A 19,313-nucleotide genomic window follows, 5' to 3' on the forward strand; every position below is an offset into this window, starting at 1 on the left:
TAAACGTTACTTTATTGTCTTTGTCCCATCTTTGAAGTGTTTTTACGGTTACACCTAATATTGCTGCGGCTTCATTCATTCTGTATAGTTTTTCCATAGAAGAATTATATACCAAAAAGTATGTGCTTGTCTACCTGTGTATATAATATTGAAAACTGCTGTTTACCCTTCTTCAAGTGCTTGTCTTACTTCAGCATCCAGGTGATCCCGATTGCGCCTTCCCCTAAATGGGTGGCAATCACCGGGCCGAAATAACTGATCGAAAAGTCTACTTGCGGGTATCTTTTTTCCAGTTCATCCTTGATTTCAAGTGCCTGTTCTTCACGGTTGGCATGGATAATCGATGACTTCAACGGCCGCCCTTTGGCAACATCTTCGCCGAGGATTTCAAAAATACGGTTTAACGCTTTTTTCTGGGTGCGGATTTTTTCAAACAGGACAATTTCATCATCGACAAAAGTAAGCAGCGGTTTGATTTTCAACAGGCTGCCGATGACCGCTTGTGAACCCGTCAAACGTCCGCCGCGCTGAAGATGCGATAAATCATCGACCATGAAATAGGCTTGTGTCGAAGCTTTTAATTCTTCCAACCGTGCAAGTATTTTTTCCGGGTCTTTGCCTTCAAGCGCCATTTTCGCCGCATCGATCGCATAAAAGCCCTGTGCCATACAGCTCCAGCCGGAATTGAACGGATATACTTTTACGCCGTCTGCCATTTCGCCGGCTGTTACCGCCCCCTGGTACGTGCCGCTGATTTTTTTCGACAAATGGATGCTGATGATCGCATCGTAATCTTTCGCCAGTTCTTCGAAAAGCTGGACAAATTCTCCGATTGCCGGCTGGGAAGATGTTGGCAATTGCTTCAGGTTGCGCATTTGCTCAAAAAATTCCTGCGCCGTCATATCAATCTCTTCCCGGTAAGATTTTCCGTTTATGATAACATTTAAAGGGATCATGTGGATGTGCAGCTGTTTGCGGATTTCTTTTGGAATATAGGCCGTACTGTCAGTTACAATCGCCGTTCGCATTTTCCCCTCTCCCTTCCATTTTCTTTCTTCTCTATTTTTTCGCCAATCATACTGTCCATTTTATATAAAATGGACGAAACACTGCTACTCTGTTGCCTGCTGAAAAAGTAATAATCATGCAAATTGATTGATGTAAAAACATAAGTTCACTTTATATAGTAAAAAAAGCCGGCCGCGTCTTCCATACCTTGGCGGAGGCGGGTTTCCAGCTCCCGCTTTCCTTTCTGTATGGAGACTGGTGCTGGATCATTTCTCCTGTATCCGGTTACCAACCATTTTATAGAAACGCAAGGCCGCTTTCAATCAGGAATACCCATTTTTGAAAAAAAGATGGCCGATTCGAATTGAAAACCTTGGAAACCGTGTCGGGATCTCCAAGGTTTTTCTTAGCGGACTTCAACCCATCCGTTTTTTATGGCGGTCACAACAGCCTGTGTCCGATCATTGACTTTCATTTTCTGCAGGATACTGCTGACATGATTTTTGACTGTTTTTTCGCTTATGTAAAGGGAATCTCCAATTGCCCGGTTGCTTTTTCCATCCGCCAGCAGCTGAAGTACTTCACATTCGCGCGGCGTCAGGATGTGAAGCGGCCTGACCAGTTCAGACTGCCGGTACGCCCCGCCTGAAGTATAGCGGTTGGACAGTTTACGGAATTCTTCTACCAAATTATGTGTGATTTTCGGGTGGAGATAGGATCCGCCGTCCGCCACCACTTTCACTGCCTCAATCAGGGCATCGGAATCCATTTCTTTCAGCAGGTATCCGGTGGCGCCTGATTTCAAGGCATGTGATACATAGCTTTCATCATCGTGGATCGAGAGGATGATTACTTTTGTGTCGGGATAGGCTTTCACCAGCTTTCTTGTCGCCATTATCCCGTTTTGATACGGCATATTGATATCCATCAGTACAACATCCGGATGGTATTCAGCGATAATATCCAGTGCCTCGCCGCCATTTTCTCCCTCGGCGACCACTTCAAAATTTTTTTCAAATTCCAGTATGCGTTTGACACCCTCTCGAAATAATTGATGGTCATCAATAATTGCGATCTTTGTCTTCATACTCGCTCGCCTCCTCCTTTATCTCTTTAAAATGGGATTTGAATGACCACTAATGTGCCTGCCCCCATTTTTGAATGGAACGTAATTTCCCCATTTAAAAGACTGACCCGTTCTCTCATGCCAACAATGCCGAAAGAACCTTCTTTTACCTCGTTTACATCAAAACCGACACCGTTATCTTTCACAATGGCGATAAAAGCATTTTTTCGCAGTTCCGTTTTTACAATAATTTTGGTTGCTTTCGCATGTTTGAGGGCATTTTGAAGCGATTCCTGGACCAGTCTGAACAGCGCAATTTCATAATTGGTGGGCAGCCTTTTTTCTTCACCCAGATGTGTATATGAAATCATGACATTCTGATTATAGTTTTCGGTGGTAGACAAGTATTTTTTGAGGGTCGGAATTAACCCGAGATCGTCCAAAGCCATGGGCCGTAAGTCATAAATGATGCGCCGGACTTCTTTTAGAGAATCGCGCACCAATTCTTTTAAACTTCGAATCTCGATAAGGGCTTCATCAACGCCGCGTTCACGGTAGACCTTTTCTACCAGGTCAGAGCGAAGCAGCATATTGGCAAGCAGTTGCGCCGGGCCGTCATGAATCTCCCGGGAAATACGCTTCCGCTCTTCTTCCTGTGCTTCAATGACCCGGAGACCGAATTCCTGCTTATGTCTGGCATCTTCCATTGCTTCGCTGATGTCGCGCAAATCGCTCGTCAAATAGTTCAGCACGACAGTCGTTTGCGAAACAAGATGGTTGGCACGTTCAATGGTATTTTTCAACGCGTACAACCGGCGTTTCAATTCGTTCCGCCGGTTACGCAACTGGATTTCACGCTGCCGGTTCATGGACAGCTGCGTTTGGATCATATGTGCCTGTTCATAAGCTTCTTTTACCTGCTGTTCGGAAAAATCATGGAAATGCCGGCTGACTTCAGCGAGCCGCCTTCTTGCAAAACGCGATTTGGTTTCCAGTTCGTCTGTTTGGTCGATAACAACAGAAACCGTTGTTTTAATTTCTTCCAGTTCTTTTACAAGTGATTCATAATCCTGCCGGCACTGTTCGCCAATTTCAAAGATTTCATGCTTGCTTTCTTCTACTGCGGAAATCATTTTTTCGAGAATGGTGTCCAGTGCTTTGGAATCGAATGTCTTTAATGTCATGCTATTTCCCCCAAAAATCGTGCAAATGTAAAAATAAAGCGTCGTAACCGTTTCGGATGATGCATGTAAAATGGAGCTGGTTTCATCATGGGCAAATATTTACGCATTTCATCTTACAGACACACTTTAACCCTATTGTACCGCGAAAACGGGCATTATACTATATTTAAAATGATTCCAGGCTTGATAATGGTACTATTTTCCCAAGTTATCGCGCTGGAAAAGGATGTCCGGGAAGAAACAGGAAAAGACAGCCTCCATCGCACGGAATAAGCGACCAGGCCTGTGAAAAAGTGAGAACACTGTTTTTTACGCATGATATAATGGGGGAAATACAGGAATCAGAGGTATGACAGGAGGCAGCCATGTTAAAAGAATATTTGACCATGAAGGGCGAAGGGACGCATGAAATTGTCATTCAAAAATCCAGATTTATCGCCCATGTAAAAAGAGCCGAAACAGAGGAAGAGGCAATTTCATTCATCCAATCGGTAAAAAAAGAACACTGGAATGCAAACCACAATTGTTCTGCCTATATGATCGGCGAGCAAGACCTCACCCAAAAGACTAGTGACGACGGGGAGCCGGCAGGAACAGCAGGTGTTCCGATTCTGGAAGTTTTGAAGAAAAAGGGACTGAAAGATACAGTGATCGTTGTCACCCGCTACTTTGGCGGCATTAAGCTGGGGGCAGGCGGGCTCATCCGTGCCTACAGCAAATCCGCTGCAGAAGGAATCAAGGCAGCCGGTGTTGTGAAAAGAACGCTGGTCACCACTTTCCATACAAAATTGGATTATTCATGGCTCGGAAAAGTGGAAAATGCATTGCACCATTCGCCTTACCAGCTGAAGGAAATTCTTTATCTTGAACAGGTGGAAATGGTTACATATGTTGTGGAAGATGAAAAAGCAGCCTTCCAAACATGGATGGCCAACCTCACGAACGGACAGGCCGAAATATCGGAAGGCGAATCCCTTTATCTTGAAACACAAGTCGAATGAAAACCTGTTTATGTTGAACGATCAAGATGTTGTCCGGATAGTTGGGCTTCACTGATAAACAGCGCATATGAACAGGATCATTCCGGGATTGTCCAAGATAAATATTGATTTTCGCTTGTTAACCTGTAGATTTGGCTGGATAGATGTCGGCCAGGCCGGTAGCGAAAGTGGCCTTCAGTGGCCGCGATTCCCCCGCATCTAGCGAAAAATCCCGGCAGCACTCGGTATCCCGTTTGCTGCCGGGCTTTTTTTACGATCTGTTTTTTATAAAATTTAACAATGGCTTGTAATCCTTGCCAATAAGTCCAATGCTTTCAACAAACAACTCGATCGTAATTAAGATGACACCGATAAAAATGAGTGATCCCCATAAGGTTGCCATCGAGAAAATGAACGCAGCCAGACTAAACATCGCTGCAATCGCATAAATGATCAGTACGACTTGGCGATGCGAGAAACCGAGGCGCAGCAGGCAGTGATGCAGGTGCGAACGGTCCGGCGCCGACAAAGGCCGTTTGTTAACAAGGCGGCGGATAATCGCGAAAAACGTATCGGAAATCGGCACGCCAAGAATAATGACAGGGATAATTAAGGAAATAAATGTAATATTTTTAAAACCAAGCAGTGATAACACAGAAATCATATAGCCAAGAAACAGAGCCCCGGTATCGCCCATAAAGATCTTTGCCGGATAAAAATTATAAAACAAGAAAGCTAATGTACTAACCATTAAAATGAAGCCAAGCACTGTTACGTATACATCGCCCATAATGATCGCCATGCCGGAAATCGTCAGGAGCGCAATGGACGAAACGCCTGCAGCCAATCCATCAAGGCCGTCAATTAAATTAATGGCATTCGTAACGCCAACGATCCACAGAATGGTAAGCGGAATGCTGAATATCCCGAATTGCAGCTGGCCGCCGAACGGAAGATTGATGAATTCAACATGAATGCCGCTCATCACTACAACAACGGCAGCAGCGAGTTGTCCGAGCAATTTCATGCGGGGGGTCAGTTCTTTAATGTCATCAATAATCCCCGTGATCACGATAATCAAGCTGCCCAATAGAATTGGAAGGGAGTGTGGATTGTCCGGCCGGATAATCATTACCCCGACAATAAAGCTAATATATATCGCAAGCCCGCCTAAACGGGGCATGACTTTCAAATGGACTTTTCTCTGGTTCGGCATGTCGACCGCACCAATCCGGATCGCCAGTTTTTTAATTAGCGGCGTTGTTATAAGCGTTAGCAGAAAGCAGATAAACAAGGTAAGGACTGTCAAAGGTCTACCCCCTTTGGTAATTATCATAACCAGTAAGGATGAAAAATATCGTGAAGCCGCTATTCAAGCAATGTCCATGATAACTGTTTCACTTTCTTCCACGAATAAATGTACCCTGTTTTTATTAAATAAATCTTAACATAATCTTTACTTTAATTTCACTGTTACTATTATAATTGCTATCCGACATTTTATCCACTAACATTTTGCCTAATCTACTATTTTTCACGTTTTTTTTCGCTTTTCATAGAACATGGTGCTAGATTTGTTCAAAATCATTGGATCGCCGATGTCCCATAAAAAAACGGATGCCGGGAAAAAGCATCCGTTTTTATGCTGAGTTTTATAATCCGCATCAAACCTGAACGATTGTTGAAAAACCCCGATATTTTTACACGTATCGGCCTTTTTTGACATGGCCGTAACTATTTTTCAAAAAAAGCTGCCCCGCTTTTTTAACGGGGACAACCCTTTTAACGGAATAAAGCGGAAACTTTTTTTACGGCAATCCCGCTGCCGCCGCGGCCCTTCACATCTTCGACCAGCATCGCAACGAGCACATCCTGCTGGTTTGTATCATATGCAACAAACAAGCCGTTTTCTTTCCCCTTCGTATCGGTTTTACTTTTTTTCAGCTCGGCTGTTCCGGTTTTCCCGGCAAGCGCTGCACCGGAAATATCAGCTGCATGGGCAGTTCCGGACGGGTCCGTAACCACCTTTCGCATCATGGTGGCGATTGAATCGGCGGTTGTCCTTTTGATCACGTTTTTCTTCCATATTTCTGTTTGATCATCGGCAAGCAGCTTTGGCTTCAACTCATTTCCCTGATTTAAAAACGGCGTGAAAGAGAACGCCAAGTGGAGAATGTTCATTTGCATCTGGCCCTGGCCGTAACCGGTATCTGCCAACTGAACCTCACTTGCAAATTTGCCGTTAGAAGAAATTTGTGACGATTTAATTGGATAGTCAAAAGGAATTTTTTCACCAAAGCCGAAACTTTCCAATCCTTTCGCAAACTTTTCCTTTCCAATATCAAGCGCTGTTTGTGCAAAGAATATATTATCTGATAACACGAGCGCCTTTTCCATATTTTCCGGGCTGTTGTTGGCATGGACGCGGGTAATTTTATAACTGCCCCAGCTTGCATCTTTCTGCCAGGCAGTGCCCGTTATCGTTTTGGTTGCGCTTGTTGTCGTTGTCCCGGTATCCAGTGCAATTGCTCCTGTCACCGGTTTAATGGTGGAACCCGGTGCATAGGTTAGCGCGAACCGGTTTAAGAGCGGCTGATTGGCGGCTTTTTCAAGTTTTTGGTAAGCGTCCGCAGACAGGCCCAGAATGAAATCATTAGGATCAAACGAAGGCGAACTTACCAATGCGAGTACATCACCGGTTTTTGGATTGATCGCAGAAGCGGTTCCGGCCTCCCCTTTCATCTGGTTGTATATTTTCTTCTGCAGGCCGGCATCAATCGCAACCTTTATGGTTTTGCCGTTTTTGACCTTTTTTTCAGCCACGGTGGATGTGCTGCCGTCCTGTTTTTGAATATATATTTTACCGCCGGCTTCACCGCGCAGCTGTTCATCATAGAGCTGTTCAAGCCCGCGTTTTCCGATCACACTGCCGGCCGTATAACCTTTATTTTTTAACTGCTTCAGTTCTTCGCTTGTTATCGCCCCGGTATAACCGGTTAAATGGGCAGCCGCTTCCCCGTATGGATAGACGCGTACTGTCGTGGTTTGCGAAGAAACGCCGGGAAGGGCTGTTACTTTTTTGGCCAATGCCCGGTCTTTTGAGGAAACTTTTTGTATCGGGACAAACAAATTCGGCTGCACCCATGATGCATTTAATTTTTGTGTAACTTCATCGGCAGAGATGCCTAATAGCTTGGCAATCTGCTTGATCTCTGCTGTTTTATCGCCGGACATTTGCTCCGGTATGATTCCGATTTCGTACGCCTCGCCATTTACGGCCAGGCCTTTTCCGCTGCGGTCAAGGATTTCGCCGCGCACCGGATTTTCTTCGGATAATTTAATGGTGTCGCCTTTCTTCAAGCCCGGTAAAATCAGGCTTGGCTTCCAATTGACATACCAGTTTTCCTTTTTATCTCTTTTTTCTTTTACGAGCACAGCCTTGTCTTTATATGAAACATTCCCGGCTGCGGTTTGGAAAGAAATATGGACAGGGATCGTCACCTGATCTTTGTTTTTGTAGTCGTCTTTTTCCAGGGCGGGATAAGAAACTTTAACATTTGAGATATTTAAATCCCCGTACACTTTCTTATAACGGGTTGTGTAATCTTCGGATGAATATTGTTTCTTTGCCGCTGTGGAAACATAGTTTTGATACATTTTTGCAAAATCCCCCTGTTTCCACAGCTTGACATACGCTGACATCCGTTCATTCGGCGTCGGCTTTTTTTCACAACCGGCGATCACTGCAAATACAAGCAGCAAAGATGCAAAAAGCATTACTTTTTTCATGAAAACTCCCTCCTTAACTTTGTTAATTATACAATATCTATTTCCAGAAGACTTTCCGCAAAATGCGACAGATCTCCTACTTTTTCGAAAAAAGAAAAGAAGTCCGGCTCATTTTATGTTACATTATGTAGTATAAAAGTCATTTTTTGGGGGTTACAGATGTGGATATCATCACACAATTAAAATTAGACAATGCAAGGAAAAAGAATCTATTGATGTTCTCGATCTTACTGATTTCCCTGCTGGCCGCTCTGGCTGAATCCATCTTCCGGCGAACGAACGGGGTAGCGATATCGTATGGGATAGAATCCATTATCCTGATTGTACTCTATCTGGCCGTTCGAAAGCATGCGGACCGGTTCCGGCTGTTTTCTTATGTTAGCGTCATCATGATCTATCTCTTCGGGTTATATGAAGTACTTTTCCTGAAGAACAGCGTATCCTTCATGCTGATTTTATTCTTTTTCATGACCTATACGACAATGCAGTTTGAAAGAGTCCTCTTCCTCACTGGAGCGGTTTTCGGCCTTGCAGAGCTGGTGATCAGTTATTTCATGCCATCATCAGATGCTGCTGTCATGCACAGCCTGTTTCCGGCAACACTGTTATTATATCTTTTAACCGCTGTTTTATTATACGCCATGATTTACTTGCACAAAAACTTAATGTCTTCTTTTCTATTATCCATTGAAAAGACGATTGAAACGATGAAAGATCAAAGTGCCCGTTACCAGCAGGAAATGTCCGGGATTATAGATAAGGTTTCCGCTGTAAATGATCATATCCAGACGAATTTGCAGTCGGAAAATGAAATGAAAACGGCTGTTAATGAAATTTCAAAGGGCAGCATTTCGCAAAGTGAACAAATTACACAAATTGCCGGGAACGCCGCAAATACTTTGCAATCGATGGAACTTCTCACCCAAATGTCCGATGAGTTGACAAAAGAATCACAGGAAGCTGCGGACGCCGCGAAGTCCGGGGAAAAATCGGTTGATAACCTGACACTTGAAATCAGTGATGTGGTGGATACCATTATGGAATTGAATAATACTTTCACCATTTTAACGCAAAAAGTAGAAGAAACCAATACATTTACTGACAGCATCAAGCAAATTACCGAACAGACCAATTTGCTGGCCTTGAACGCCTCCATTGAAGCAGCTCGGGCAGGGGAGGCCGGGCGCGGGTTCTCGATTGTTGCCGATGAGATCCGCAGGCTGGCCGAAACCACACATGAAACAACAGAAAAAATCAACCGCAATTTGGCGGATCTGAATCAAAGCAATACGGCTGCCCGTGACAAACTGCAACTAAGCAGCACACAAATTTTGACAACGGCGGAATCGAGCCAAAATGTCACAGCTTATTTCAGAAAACTCTTAAAAACTTTGACTGGCCAGGTAGATAAGTTCAAAGAATTCGGCCTCCTTTCTAAAAAGGTAACAGAGCAAACCCATGAAGTTGAAGGTGCTTCAAGTGAACTGGCCGCGATCATTCAGGAAACATCTGCCAGCCTTGAAGAAATGTCCGCAACTATAGAAAGTTTAACATCTGACCATCAAAAAATTGCCGGCACGCTGGATGAAACGACGAATCATGCTGAACAATTCCGCAAGAAAACGGCCGAGCTGAATGAAATACATAAATGAAATGAAAGAGAGGTGCAGCAGCCTCTCTTTGCTATATTGGCTGAAACAATGACTGCGGCAGGCAGCCGGTTCCGCGATGGTATTAGCGAATCAGAATGGTGATTTTAACGATCATTTTTTCCATTAAATCCCATATTTTAGGGCAATGGTAACACTTCTATTCACAATGGAGGATTATTTTACCTTTCAATTGCCAAAAAAGCCTGCCATAATGGAAAAATTTTGCTAGAATGATATTTAAAGAGAAAATTCAATAATGGAGGCCATAAGAGTGTGAAAAAGAAAACAATCTTGTCTGTTGCTGCAACAACCCTTCTCACCACAACATTTACTTCCCAGGCGTTTGCCCGGACATACAATGTCCAAAGGGGTGACTCGCTTTGGAAAATTTCACAGAAGTACCATACATCTGTCGGCAATTTGAAATCTTTAAACCATTTATCATCCGATTTGATCAGGCCGAACCAGGTTTTAAAAGTCTCAGGCTCTTCCGGTTCTGCTGTGGAGGCTGCAACGGCTTCATCCTCTTCCGCAACATCAACGTACGCGATCAAATCCGGTGATACGTTAAGCGGAATTGCCAAAACATACAGCACAACCGTGGCCAAACTGAAATCGCTGAACGGTCTGTCATCTGACCGGATTTATGCCGGGAAAACATTAAAAGTACCAGCAGGCAGCAGTTCTACTGCTTCGGTACCGCGCACGTCATCCGGTAGTGCCGGTTCGACTGCAACCTATATGGTAAAAAGCGGGGACACGCTTTCCGGCATCAGTGTAAAATACAACACAACGGTAGCCAAACTGAAATCGTTGAACGGTCTATCATCTGACCTGATTTTCGCAGGACAAAAATTAAAAGTAACCGGAAGCAGCAGTTCATCCACGGTTTCAAAATCGAGTGCTTCATCCGGCAGTTCCGGTTCGACTTCAACCTATACGGTGCAAAGCGGAGATACCCTTTCCGGCATCAGCGCTACGCACGGTACAACCGTTGCGAAACTCAAGTCATTGAACCACTTATCTTCCGACCGGATTTATGTCGGGCAAAAGTTAAAAGTATCGGCAACCGCAAGTTCGGCAAATTCGGCAAGTTCCGCCGGTTCCAAAACAAGCACTTCATCTTCAAGCAGTTCCTATTCTGCTTCAAAACTGGTCAGCATTGCCAGAAGTTTGGCTGGTACAAAATATGTTTGGGGCGGCTCAACTCCTTCAGGTTTTGACTGCAGCGGTTTTATCTATTATGTATACAATCAAGCAGGCTATCACACTTCCCGTTTAACAGCTGCCGGCTATTATAACAGGGCCTATTATGTATCCAGCCCCCGGCCAGGGGATCTTGTATTTTTCGATCATACATATAGCTCAAGCTCAGCGATTACCCACGTAGGCATTTACCTGGGCGGCGGCCAATTTATTTCAGCCGAAAATGAAGAAGACGGTGTTAAGATTGAAAGTCTCAGCAATTCTTACTGGAAATCGCATCTTGATGGCTACAAACGATTCTATGAATTGAACTAAAAAAATGCCGGTTTGTTCTACAAAAAGAACAAACCGGTATTTTTTTCATATTCAGCATGATGAAAAGCCGGGAAATTTCCAGCCGGGTGGAGTTAGTTCAAACCTAACAAAAATTCCGCCCGCCTGTTTTCTCAACCTTATAGATAAAATTTAAAGCGGCTTCCTGCATATTGTGCTTTGACATACTCAAATGGTGTTCCATCAGCCAGCGTTGTGATGCGTTCAATCGAAAGTACCGGCGAACCCGTCTCGATTTGCAAAAGCTTTGCCAGCGGAACGGGGGCCGCAACCGCTTCAATAGACTGTCTCCCGTCTCCAAGGCGCAGGCCTTTCTTTTGCTCCAAAAACTGGTAAAAGGACTGGTTCAATTCTTCCGGTGTGATGCCGCCAGCAATGGCCGCCGGGGTGGCGATTGATTCAAATGCAATCGGAATCTCATCGCCGTAACGAATCCTTTCAATATGCAGCATTTGCGTCTGCTTTTCAAGGTGCAGGGCATCCATTTCTGCTGCTGTTGCCTCCCGCTGCTTAAAAGAGATCACTTTATTGGAAGCCTTCATGCCGCGCGCAGCCATCAACTGCGTAAAGCTTGTCCGCCCTTCCAGCGACTGTTCCACTTTATGTTTACTAACAAAAGTGCCGCTCCCGCGTTTGCGCGTCAACAGCCCTTCCTCCACCAGCCCCTGGACAGCCTGGCGCACGGTCATTCTGCTGACTTCAAATTCTTCGCTCAACAGGCGCTCTGAGGGGATCGCTTTCCCCGTTTTCCATTCGCCGTGTGCCACTTTTTGCCGGATATGTTCCTGGATTTGAAAATAAATCGGAATCGGGGATTGTTTGTCGATCATTACTTCTGCCCCTGATCTTTTAATAATGATGCCGCATCCTCATCCGCAATTACCACGACATTCGGATGATTTTGCAAAACAGATGCCGGGCATGCTTCATCCACCGGCCCTTTTGCCATCTTCCTTAATGCCTCGGCTTTTCCTTTTCCAAACACCAGCAGCATGATTTTTTTCGCATTCATAATTGAAAGGATCCCCATGGAAATTGCTTGTTCCGGTACATCTTCTTCCCGTTCAAAGAAACGCATGTTTGCCTTCCGTGTTGATGCTGTAAGGGTGACAATATGCGTTTCCGACTGGAAGGAAGTGCCCGGTTCATTAAATCCAATATGGCCGTTCTTTCCGATCCCAAGCACCTGCAGATCAACCGGGTTCTCCTCAAGAATCCGGTCATAACGCCTGCATTCCGCATCTAAATCGGCAGCCATTCCATCCGGCAAATAGGAAACTTTAAAATTCAGATGGGAAAACAGCTCTTTTTGCATATAATAATGGTAGCTGTGCTCATCCTCGTCGCGGAGGCCGACATATTCATCCAAATTCACCGTGGACACATTTGATACATCCAATCCTGATTCTCTCATGCATTTATATAAGCTTAAAGGCGTTCCCCCCGTCGCAAGGCCAAGCGTGCGAATCTGTCCTTCCTTCACGCCTGTTTCCACCATTTGATAAGCAAATTTTGCCGCTTCATCCTGTGTTTTAAATGTATACATTTCCATTCCTTATCCCTCTCTTCCATAGTATTTTCCAAGATGATAGGTTGCGGTAACCTGCAATGCCTTATCAAGCATGACAAAGTCCGCATCTTTGCCGGCTGTCAAACCGCCCTTTTGGGACAGCCCGAATTCCCTTGCCTGGTTAACGGAAGTCATCTGTACAGCATCCGCAACCGAGCAGCCCGTAAACTGAATAATGTTGCGGAATGCCGCATCCATTTTTAAAATACTGCCGGCAAGCGCCCCGTTTTCCAGCCTGGCTTCGCCGTTTTTGACCAACACTTTCTGGCCGCCGAGCTCCGATTTTCCATCAGGCAGCCCTTTTGCCCGCATCGCATCAGTGATCACCGTCACTTTTTCAGGCCCCTTTAATTCGTAGGTCAGTTTCACCATATCCGGATGCACATGGATGCCGTCTGCGATCAATTCTACCTGTACTTGCGGCGACAAGAGCGCATGGCCGGCAGCACCCGGTTCGCGGTGGTGAATGCCGCGCATACCGTTATAAAGATGGGTCGCATGTGTTGCCATACTGTCGAGCAATTCTGCCAGGACCCCATCCGTGTGCCCCATCGATGGCACAATGCCATGTTCAATCATGAGTTTCTCAAAATCCCTTGCCCCTTCGTTTTCCGGTGCATACGTGACAAGCTTGATGAGATGGCCTGATGCTTCGTACCATTTTAAAAACCATTCCGGGTCCGGTGCCTGAATATACTGGAGCGGCTGGGCGCCGGCCCGTTTTTTCGAAATGAACGGCCCCTCAAGGTGGATCCCTTCGATAATCGTGCCGCCACCAGCTTTCGCCTGCTGAATGGCCCGCAATGCTGCTTCAATCTTTTCATACGCCTGTGTCATCGTTGTCGGGAAGAATGATGTAACGCCTTCTTGCAGCAGCTTTTGGCTTAGCGTACGGAGCGACTGGGGATCGGCATCCATTGCATCTATATCATAGCCGCCATGAATATGGACATCGATCATGCCGGGGATTACCGTCAGCCCTTTTCCTTCAATCACTTCTTCATCCGGCCGCGGTTGATAATCTTCCATCCTGCCGGTTTCATTGATTTTATCTGTAAAACGGATAAAACCATCCGGAAGATGTGCTTTTCCTGTGTAAATATTTCCATGAACCAACACTTTTGCTGCCATGTTTAGCACCTCTGTTTAAAAAATATATACATATAGTTGTCTATACCAATTATCTATCATTGTACGTCTTATGTCAATCTTCATCTTGTGAAAAAATATCACAATTATTCATACAGAAGCCATTATCATAACTATTTTTCTGTTGGAAAAAGGGATAGTTGTTTTTAAAAGCTTTGAAAACAATAAGCCGCGGGGCTTTTGATCTCAGTTTCATTCTCCCCGCTATTCTTCCATGCCTGAATGGTATATACTAGAAAAAGTGTATAGGGAACTTATCTATTGGAGGATTTTTATGAGTGAAAAAAATATCAGAATGGTTACACTAGCCCTTTTTGTAGCTACCTTTTTAACTGCCATTGAGGGGACGATTGTCAGTACCGCGATGCCGCGGATTGTCAGCGACCTAAAGGGGATTGAGGTCATGAACTGGGTATTTACCATCTACCTGCTGACTTCTGCCGTAACGGTTCCGGTATTCGGAAAACTTGCCGATTTATACGGCCGCAAGAAAGTTTTTACAGCCGGCACGATTCTTTTTCTTGCGGGTTCCACATTATGCGGACTTGCAGGTTCCATGGTGCAGCTGATTGCATACCGTGCCATCCAGGGCATCGGAGCAGGGGCCATCATGCCGGTCACCAACACCATTATCGCCGATATTTATCCGCATGAAAAACGTGCAAAAATGCTTGGATTCATGGGCGCTGCATGGGGGATTGCCGGCGTTATCGGGCCGCTTGTCGGCGGTTTCTTTGTCGATCAGCTTTCGTGGCACTGGATCTTTTTTATTAATTTGCCATTTGGCTTGATTTCCGTTTTGATGGTCATCGTTTTTCTAAAAGAACATGTGGAAAAGACGAAAAAGACGATTGATGTTTGGGGAGCTGTTACATTTTCCGCCGGGATGCTTGCGTTTCTGTACGCTTTGCAAAAAGGCGGGGAAACGAATGACTGGGGTAACGCATTTTTAGTCGCTTTGCTAGCAGTGAGTGTGGTTGCGATTGCTCTATTTTTGTGGATTGAAAGCCGGCATCCCGACCCGATTATTCCGCTTGCGCTGTTCCGCAACCGCGCCATCTCGGTTTCCAATCTGATCAGCTTTTTGGCGAGTGCTGTTTTGATGGGTATCAACGTTTATATTCCGATGTGGATCCAGGCGCTGCAAGGGCACGGCGCAACGATTTCAGGGCTGATGCTGGCGCCATCGCCGGTACTTTGGATGATCGGATCCTTTGCGGGCGGCAGACTGCAGTTGAAGTACGGGAACCAGTTCGCCTTTTTATCAGGAATGGCCTGCATTTTTGCAAGTACAGTCTGGCTCAGTGTGTTTACCTTGGGTACAAAAGAATGGAGTTTTTATGCATTTGCCGCGCTTTCCGGATTCGGATTCGGCATTGTCATGACCATCGCGCTCGTTTGCGTGCAGTCGGCAGTAGATTGGTCTTTGCGCGGAGCAGCGACGGCTTCCAACACCTTTTTCCGAAACCTGGGGCAGTCGGTTGGTTCCGCATTGTTCGGCATCTATTTTAATGCAACAATTACCCGCCTGCTTGCGGAAAAAGGCAATCCGGGGCATTTGACAAGGAATTCGCTGAATACGCTGATCAATCCGCAGCGCGCGCAAACGTTCTCCGCAGCGGCCCGTGACTTGCTGCGGCATGTGCTTTATTCCGGCATCCACCATATTTTTATCGTGATGGCAGCCGTTACGCTGATTGGTTTGCTGCTATCATTCGCAGTATCGCAGCAGAAAAAAGAGAAAGTGGCTTCATAACGGAGAAAGGGGGCTGTCTCTAAAATGGGACAGCCCCCTTTCCATTACCATTGATACGGGGTTTCCTGATACACATAGTAGTTCAGCCAGTTGGAAAAGAGCAAATAGCTGTGTGACCGCCATGTGTGCAAAGGCCGTTCATTGAAATCATTATTTGGAAAATAATTTTTCGGAATGGCAGTACCGAGCCCCTTCTTTCGATCACGGGCATATTCGTCGGCCAAGGTCGTTGCATCGTACTCCAAATGGCCGGTAATCATAATATTTTTCCCATTTTCAGACATGATGATAAATGGTGCACCTTCCTCTGATACGGATATCAGCTGCAAATCCGGATGATGTTCAATGGCTTCCCGGGAAACATCCGTATAGCGCGAATGGGGCGCTTGAAAAATTTCGTCAAAACCGCGGACAAGTTTGGTCATTGGGGCAAAACATTGATGTTGAAACACGCCAAAGCATTTTTCGGGAAGTTCAAACTTTCCGATCCCGAAATGGTAATACAATGCAGCCTGGGCGCCCCAGCATATATGTAATGTGGAGGTGACATTTGTTTTTGTCCACTCCATAATTTTAGTCAGTTCTTCCCAATAATCTACATCCTCAAACGCCATTTTCTCCACAGGCGCACCGGTGATGATCATCCCATCGAAGCGGCGGTTCTTCACTTCATCAAAAACGGTGTAGAAATGTTCCAGATGGTAGCTGCTGACATGTTTTGATTGGTAGGTTGACGTTCGTAAAAATGTAATATTTACCTGAAGCGGCGTATTGCCCAGCAAGCGCAATAGCTGCAGTTCCGTTTTTTCTTTTTCCGGCATCAAATTCAAGATCAAGATATTCAATGGGCGGATATCCTGCGTCCTCGCCCTCACTTCATCCATGATAAAAATTTTTTCTTTTTTCAGTAAATCCCCTGCAGGCAAATCTTTCGGTATTGTAATCGGCATCGGCGACTCCCCCATACAAAGTTGATCCTCGTAACTACTATTATAAGAGTTTATGAGGGCATGTTGCAATCTTCTTAATAGATTGTTATTTTTTCTGCCGGTTACTGGCCTATAATGACATGTTTTATGCCGGTTCAAGTGTCATACTTTTGTACAACCTATTTAGATCCGCAAAATCGGGAGACTGCTTGTAAGTCCGTTAGAGAAAAGGCAATGAGCTAAACGTGCGCCATCAGAAAAATCCGCCCCGGCCCAGGCCAAGACGGGTCCTGTTTATCATTTCCCGGCAGAAGACTCCCTCTTCATAAGCGTGGGTAAGTTCAAGGATGCGACACAATCATGGAAAGGCGGCCTTCCATTTCAAACTCGCCAAAGCCGGCCGGCAAGAGAAAATGCATGCCTTTTTCAAGGGGATACGATGCCCCGCCGGTTTTCAATGTGCCGGTGCCATTCAGTACGCTCACCAATTGAAATGGTTCATTCTGCGTAAAAGCAGCCTGCCCGCTGACATCCCATTTGTATACCGAGAAAAATTGTTCTTTTGCAAAAGCCGTGATCACAACACCCGGTTTTTCTTCCGTTTCTTGGCGGACTTCGGCATCCCGGTGAGGAATCATGGTCACATCAATGGCTTTTTGCAAATGCAGTTCGCGCTTATTGCCCTGGTCATCGGTACGGTCATAATCATACACGCGGTAAGTCGTGTCGGAACTTTGCTGGGTTTCAAGCACCAATGTCCCTTCGCAAAGGGCATGGATCGTCCCGCTCGGCACATAGAAAAAGTCCCCCGGGTGGATCGGCACCTTACGCAGGAGGCTGTCCCATTTTCCTTCCTCAACCCAGCCCATAAATTCTTCTTTCGATCGGGCATGGTGGCCATATATCAGTTCGGCGCCTTCTTTACAATCAATAATATACCAGCACTCTGTTTTTCCCAGTTCACCATTTTCATTGGCATGGGCATAGGCGTCATCAGGGTGTACCTGAACCGACAAATCCCGGTTGGCATCCAGGATTTTCGTCAACAGCGGAAAAACTTTACCTGGATAATGGCCGAACAGTTCCGGCTGGTGTTCCCATAATTCAATGATCGTTTTGCCGGCATACTCCCCGTTTTTGACGGTTGACGGGCCGTGCGGATGGCCGGAAATCGCCCAGCATTCTCCTGTATGGTCAGATGGAATGTTGTAACCGAACTGATCCCTCAGTGCGGTCCCTCCCCAAATTTTTTCTTTAAAAACCGGTTCAAGAAATAAAGGCTCACTCATCAAATCGTTCCTCCTTAAGGGCGCAGAGCTCTTGTTCATTGCTGCACATAACTTTAGAATATCCAAATTTTAGCATGAATCGCTTTAATTATATCACATCGGCTGCCCCGGCATCAGACACGCTTGCTGCCGGCTTCGTATAATTCAATCGGCAGGCCGTCCGGATCCTGGAAAAATGTGAATTTCTTATTTGTATAAGGATCCGTGCGCACGTTTTCAACCTGAATCCCCGCTTGTTCCAGATACACTTTTGATGCTTCTACATTTTCAACTTCAAAAGCCAAATGCCGGAGCCCCGCCGCTTCCGGAAATGAAGGGCGCCCCGGCGGTGACGGGAAAGAAAATAATTCAATCTGGTACATGCCTGCGACTGCCAAATCGAGTTTATACGAGTCCCGGGCGGCACGGTATACTTCCCGCACCGGCTCAAGCCCCAGGATATTGACGTAAAAATGTTTCGACCTTTCATAATCCGAGCAAATAATGGCAATATGGTGCACCCTTTTTAATCCAATTCCCATGCTTTAATCCTCCCCGTTTTTCCGGTATGTCCAGCCTGCTTCCTGATAAATCTCCCCGTTTTTGATTAAGCGGCCCAATGCGCGCTTAAAAGCAGCCTTGCTGATGTTAAAGCGCGCCTCAATTTCTTCGGGTGTGCTTTTATCCCAATACGGCATTTTACCGCCGCGCGAGTCCATATATGCTAAAATTTGTTCAGCATCGCGGCCGATTTCTTCATAAGCACGCGGCAATAAGGAAACATAAATCGTCCCGTTTTCTTTCACATCAATCACACGGCCTTCCACTCTTTGCCCGAGGCGCGGCTCCTTCTTGCGCTGCGATTCGTGGATATAACCGATATACCCGCCATCCGTAAACATAAAGGTGCCGGCTTTTAACAAACGGTAGGCGTAGCCCAATACATCTTGGTTCAACAGGTCTCTCGCCGCTTTTTTCGCGATGGATTTAACAATATTTTCCGGCGCAAGTTTTCCGAATAAACGGCCATGTTTATCCAATTCAAGGGTAATGTATAAATGATCGCCTTTTTCCGGCCATAACGATAAAAGTGCCGGCAGATCGTCAACAGAAATCAAAATATCTTTGGAGATGCCGATGGACACGAAGACGCCAAGTTTTCTTTCTGCTCCGGCAACTTCCGCCCAGCCATATGTACCCAATTGGATTTCAGGGATGGTCATCGTCGCAGCAAGCCGCCCTTGATGGTCCTGATAAAGAAAAACGGTTTGCATTCCCTCAGGATCAAACCCTTCTGTGATTTCCCGGTGATGCAGGAGGACCTCCTCCGTCCCATTGGTTAAAAAATATCCAAACGGTGCTTCCCGTTCGACGCGGAGTTCAGCAACCGTGCCTGCCTGTAAAGCCATGCAGCCATTCCTTC

At 45.7% G+C, this 19,313-nt stretch carries 17 protein-coding genes; 4 read left to right on the plus strand and 13 right to left on the minus strand.

What is annotated here, in order from left to right; all coding sequences use genetic code 11:
• The 4 genes from C232_RS20530 to C232_RS0114030 form a co-directional block, all read right to left on the minus strand.
• The coding region (locus tag C232_RS20530) for a MerR family transcriptional regulator (protein ID WP_155891546.1) at window positions 1-97 on the minus strand (97 nt) is incomplete at its 3' end.
• Window positions 98-185: 88 nt separating this feature from the next.
• Window positions 186-1,028 (minus strand): DegV family protein, encoded by an 843-nt coding sequence (locus C232_RS0114020; protein WP_018664783.1) that lies wholly within the window; start codon window positions 1,026-1,028, stop codon window positions 186-188.
• Between the two features lie 386 nt (window positions 1,029-1,414).
• Window positions 1,415-2,095 (minus strand): response regulator, encoded by a 681-nt coding sequence (locus C232_RS0114025; RefSeq protein ID WP_018664784.1) that lies wholly within the window; start codon window positions 2,093-2,095, stop codon window positions 1,415-1,417.
• 26 nt (window positions 2,096-2,121) lie between these two features.
• On the minus strand, window positions 2,122-3,258 hold the full coding sequence (locus tag C232_RS0114030) for a sensor histidine kinase (protein ID WP_018664785.1): 1,137 nt from the start codon (window positions 3,256-3,258) through the stop codon (window positions 2,122-2,124).
• Between the two features lie 365 nt (window positions 3,259-3,623).
• Here C232_RS0114030 and C232_RS0114040 point away from each other — a divergent pair, with 365 nt between their 5' ends.
• Window positions 3,624-4,259 carry a YigZ family protein gene (locus C232_RS0114040; protein ID WP_018664787.1) on the plus strand — a complete coding sequence of 212 codons (636 nt, stop codon included), beginning with the start codon at window positions 3,624-3,626 and terminating at the stop codon, window positions 4,257-4,259.
• A 250-nt stretch (window positions 4,260-4,509) separates the two neighbouring features.
• Here C232_RS0114040 and C232_RS0114045 read toward each other — a convergent pair whose 3' ends face one another.
• Entirely contained in the window at window positions 4,510-5,547 is a 1,038-nt protein-coding gene (locus tag C232_RS0114045) for a glycosyltransferase family 4 protein (RefSeq protein WP_018664788.1), read from the minus strand.
• Window positions 5,548-6,020: 473 nt separating this feature from the next.
• Window positions 6,021-8,027 (minus strand): penicillin-binding transpeptidase domain-containing protein, encoded by a 2,007-nt coding sequence (locus tag C232_RS0114055; RefSeq protein WP_018664790.1) that lies wholly within the window; start codon window positions 8,025-8,027, stop codon window positions 6,021-6,023.
• Window positions 8,028-8,188: 161 nt separating this feature from the next.
• Here C232_RS0114055 and C232_RS0114060 point away from each other — a divergent pair, with 161 nt between their 5' ends.
• Entirely contained in the window at window positions 8,189-9,679 is a 1,491-nt protein-coding gene (locus tag C232_RS0114060) for a methyl-accepting chemotaxis protein (RefSeq protein WP_018664791.1), read from the plus strand.
• 273 nt (window positions 9,680-9,952) lie between these two features.
• Window positions 9,953-11,200 carry a C40 family peptidase gene (locus tag C232_RS0114065; RefSeq protein WP_018664792.1) on the plus strand — a complete coding sequence of 416 codons (1,248 nt, stop codon included), beginning with the start codon at window positions 9,953-9,955 and terminating at the stop codon, window positions 11,198-11,200.
• 137 nt (window positions 11,201-11,337) lie between these two features.
• Here C232_RS0114065 and C232_RS0114070 read toward each other — a convergent pair whose 3' ends face one another.
• From C232_RS0114070 to nagA, 3 genes are read right to left on the minus strand one after another with little or no spacing between them, the layout of a single operon-like run.
• Window positions 11,338-12,048, minus strand: coding sequence for a GntR family transcriptional regulator (locus tag C232_RS0114070; protein ID WP_018664793.1), 711 nt, complete (start codon window positions 12,046-12,048; stop codon window positions 11,338-11,340).
• Window positions 12,048-12,770, minus strand: coding sequence for a glucosamine-6-phosphate deaminase (gene nagB / locus C232_RS0114075; protein ID WP_018664794.1), 723 nt, complete (start codon window positions 12,768-12,770; stop codon window positions 12,048-12,050). The genes C232_RS0114070 and nagB overlap by 1 nt, the downstream gene beginning before the upstream one ends.
• A 3-nt stretch (window positions 12,771-12,773) precedes the next feature.
• Window positions 12,774-13,919 (minus strand): N-acetylglucosamine-6-phosphate deacetylase, encoded by a 1,146-nt coding sequence (nagA, locus tag C232_RS0114080; RefSeq protein ID WP_018664795.1) that lies wholly within the window; start codon window positions 13,917-13,919, stop codon window positions 12,774-12,776.
• A gap of 292 nt (window positions 13,920-14,211) precedes the next feature.
• Here nagA and C232_RS0114090 point away from each other — a divergent pair, with 292 nt between their 5' ends.
• Window positions 14,212-15,693: an MDR family MFS transporter gene (locus tag C232_RS0114090; RefSeq protein WP_018664797.1), complete on the plus strand. Its 1,482-nt coding sequence runs from the start codon at window positions 14,212-14,214 to the stop codon at window positions 15,691-15,693.
• A 44-nt stretch (window positions 15,694-15,737) separates the two neighbouring features.
• On the opposite strand, the gene metA is transcribed toward C232_RS0114090, so the two are convergent.
• The 4 genes from metA to C232_RS0114110 all read right to left on the minus strand — a co-directional run bounded on the left by metA (window position 15,738) and on the right by C232_RS0114110 (window position 19,299).
• Window positions 15,738-16,643: a homoserine O-acetyltransferase MetA gene (gene metA, locus C232_RS0114095; RefSeq protein ID WP_018664798.1), complete on the minus strand. Its 906-nt coding sequence runs from the start codon at window positions 16,641-16,643 to the stop codon at window positions 15,738-15,740.
• 320 nt (window positions 16,644-16,963) lie between these two features.
• Window positions 16,964-17,911 (minus strand): mannose-6-phosphate isomerase, class I, encoded by a 948-nt coding sequence (gene manA, locus C232_RS0114100; RefSeq protein ID WP_018664799.1) that lies wholly within the window; start codon window positions 17,909-17,911, stop codon window positions 16,964-16,966.
• Between the two features lie 113 nt (window positions 17,912-18,024).
• Complete coding sequence (gene gloA2, locus C232_RS0114105; protein WP_026314613.1) at window positions 18,025-18,426, minus strand: SMU1112c/YaeR family gloxylase I-like metalloprotein; 402 nt, start codon at window positions 18,424-18,426, stop codon at window positions 18,025-18,027.
• Between the two features lie 9 nt (window positions 18,427-18,435).
• A complete protein-coding gene (locus tag C232_RS0114110; RefSeq protein WP_018664801.1) occupies window positions 18,436-19,299 on the minus strand; it encodes a CvfB family protein in 864 nt (287 codons plus the stop codon).
• Window positions 19,300-19,313 lie beyond the last annotated feature (14 nt).

It is taken from the genome of Heyndrickxia acidiproducens DSM 23148 (genome assembly GCF_000374345.1).
GTDB lineage: Bacteria > Bacillota > Bacilli > Bacillales > Bacillaceae_C > Weizmannia > Weizmannia acidiproducens.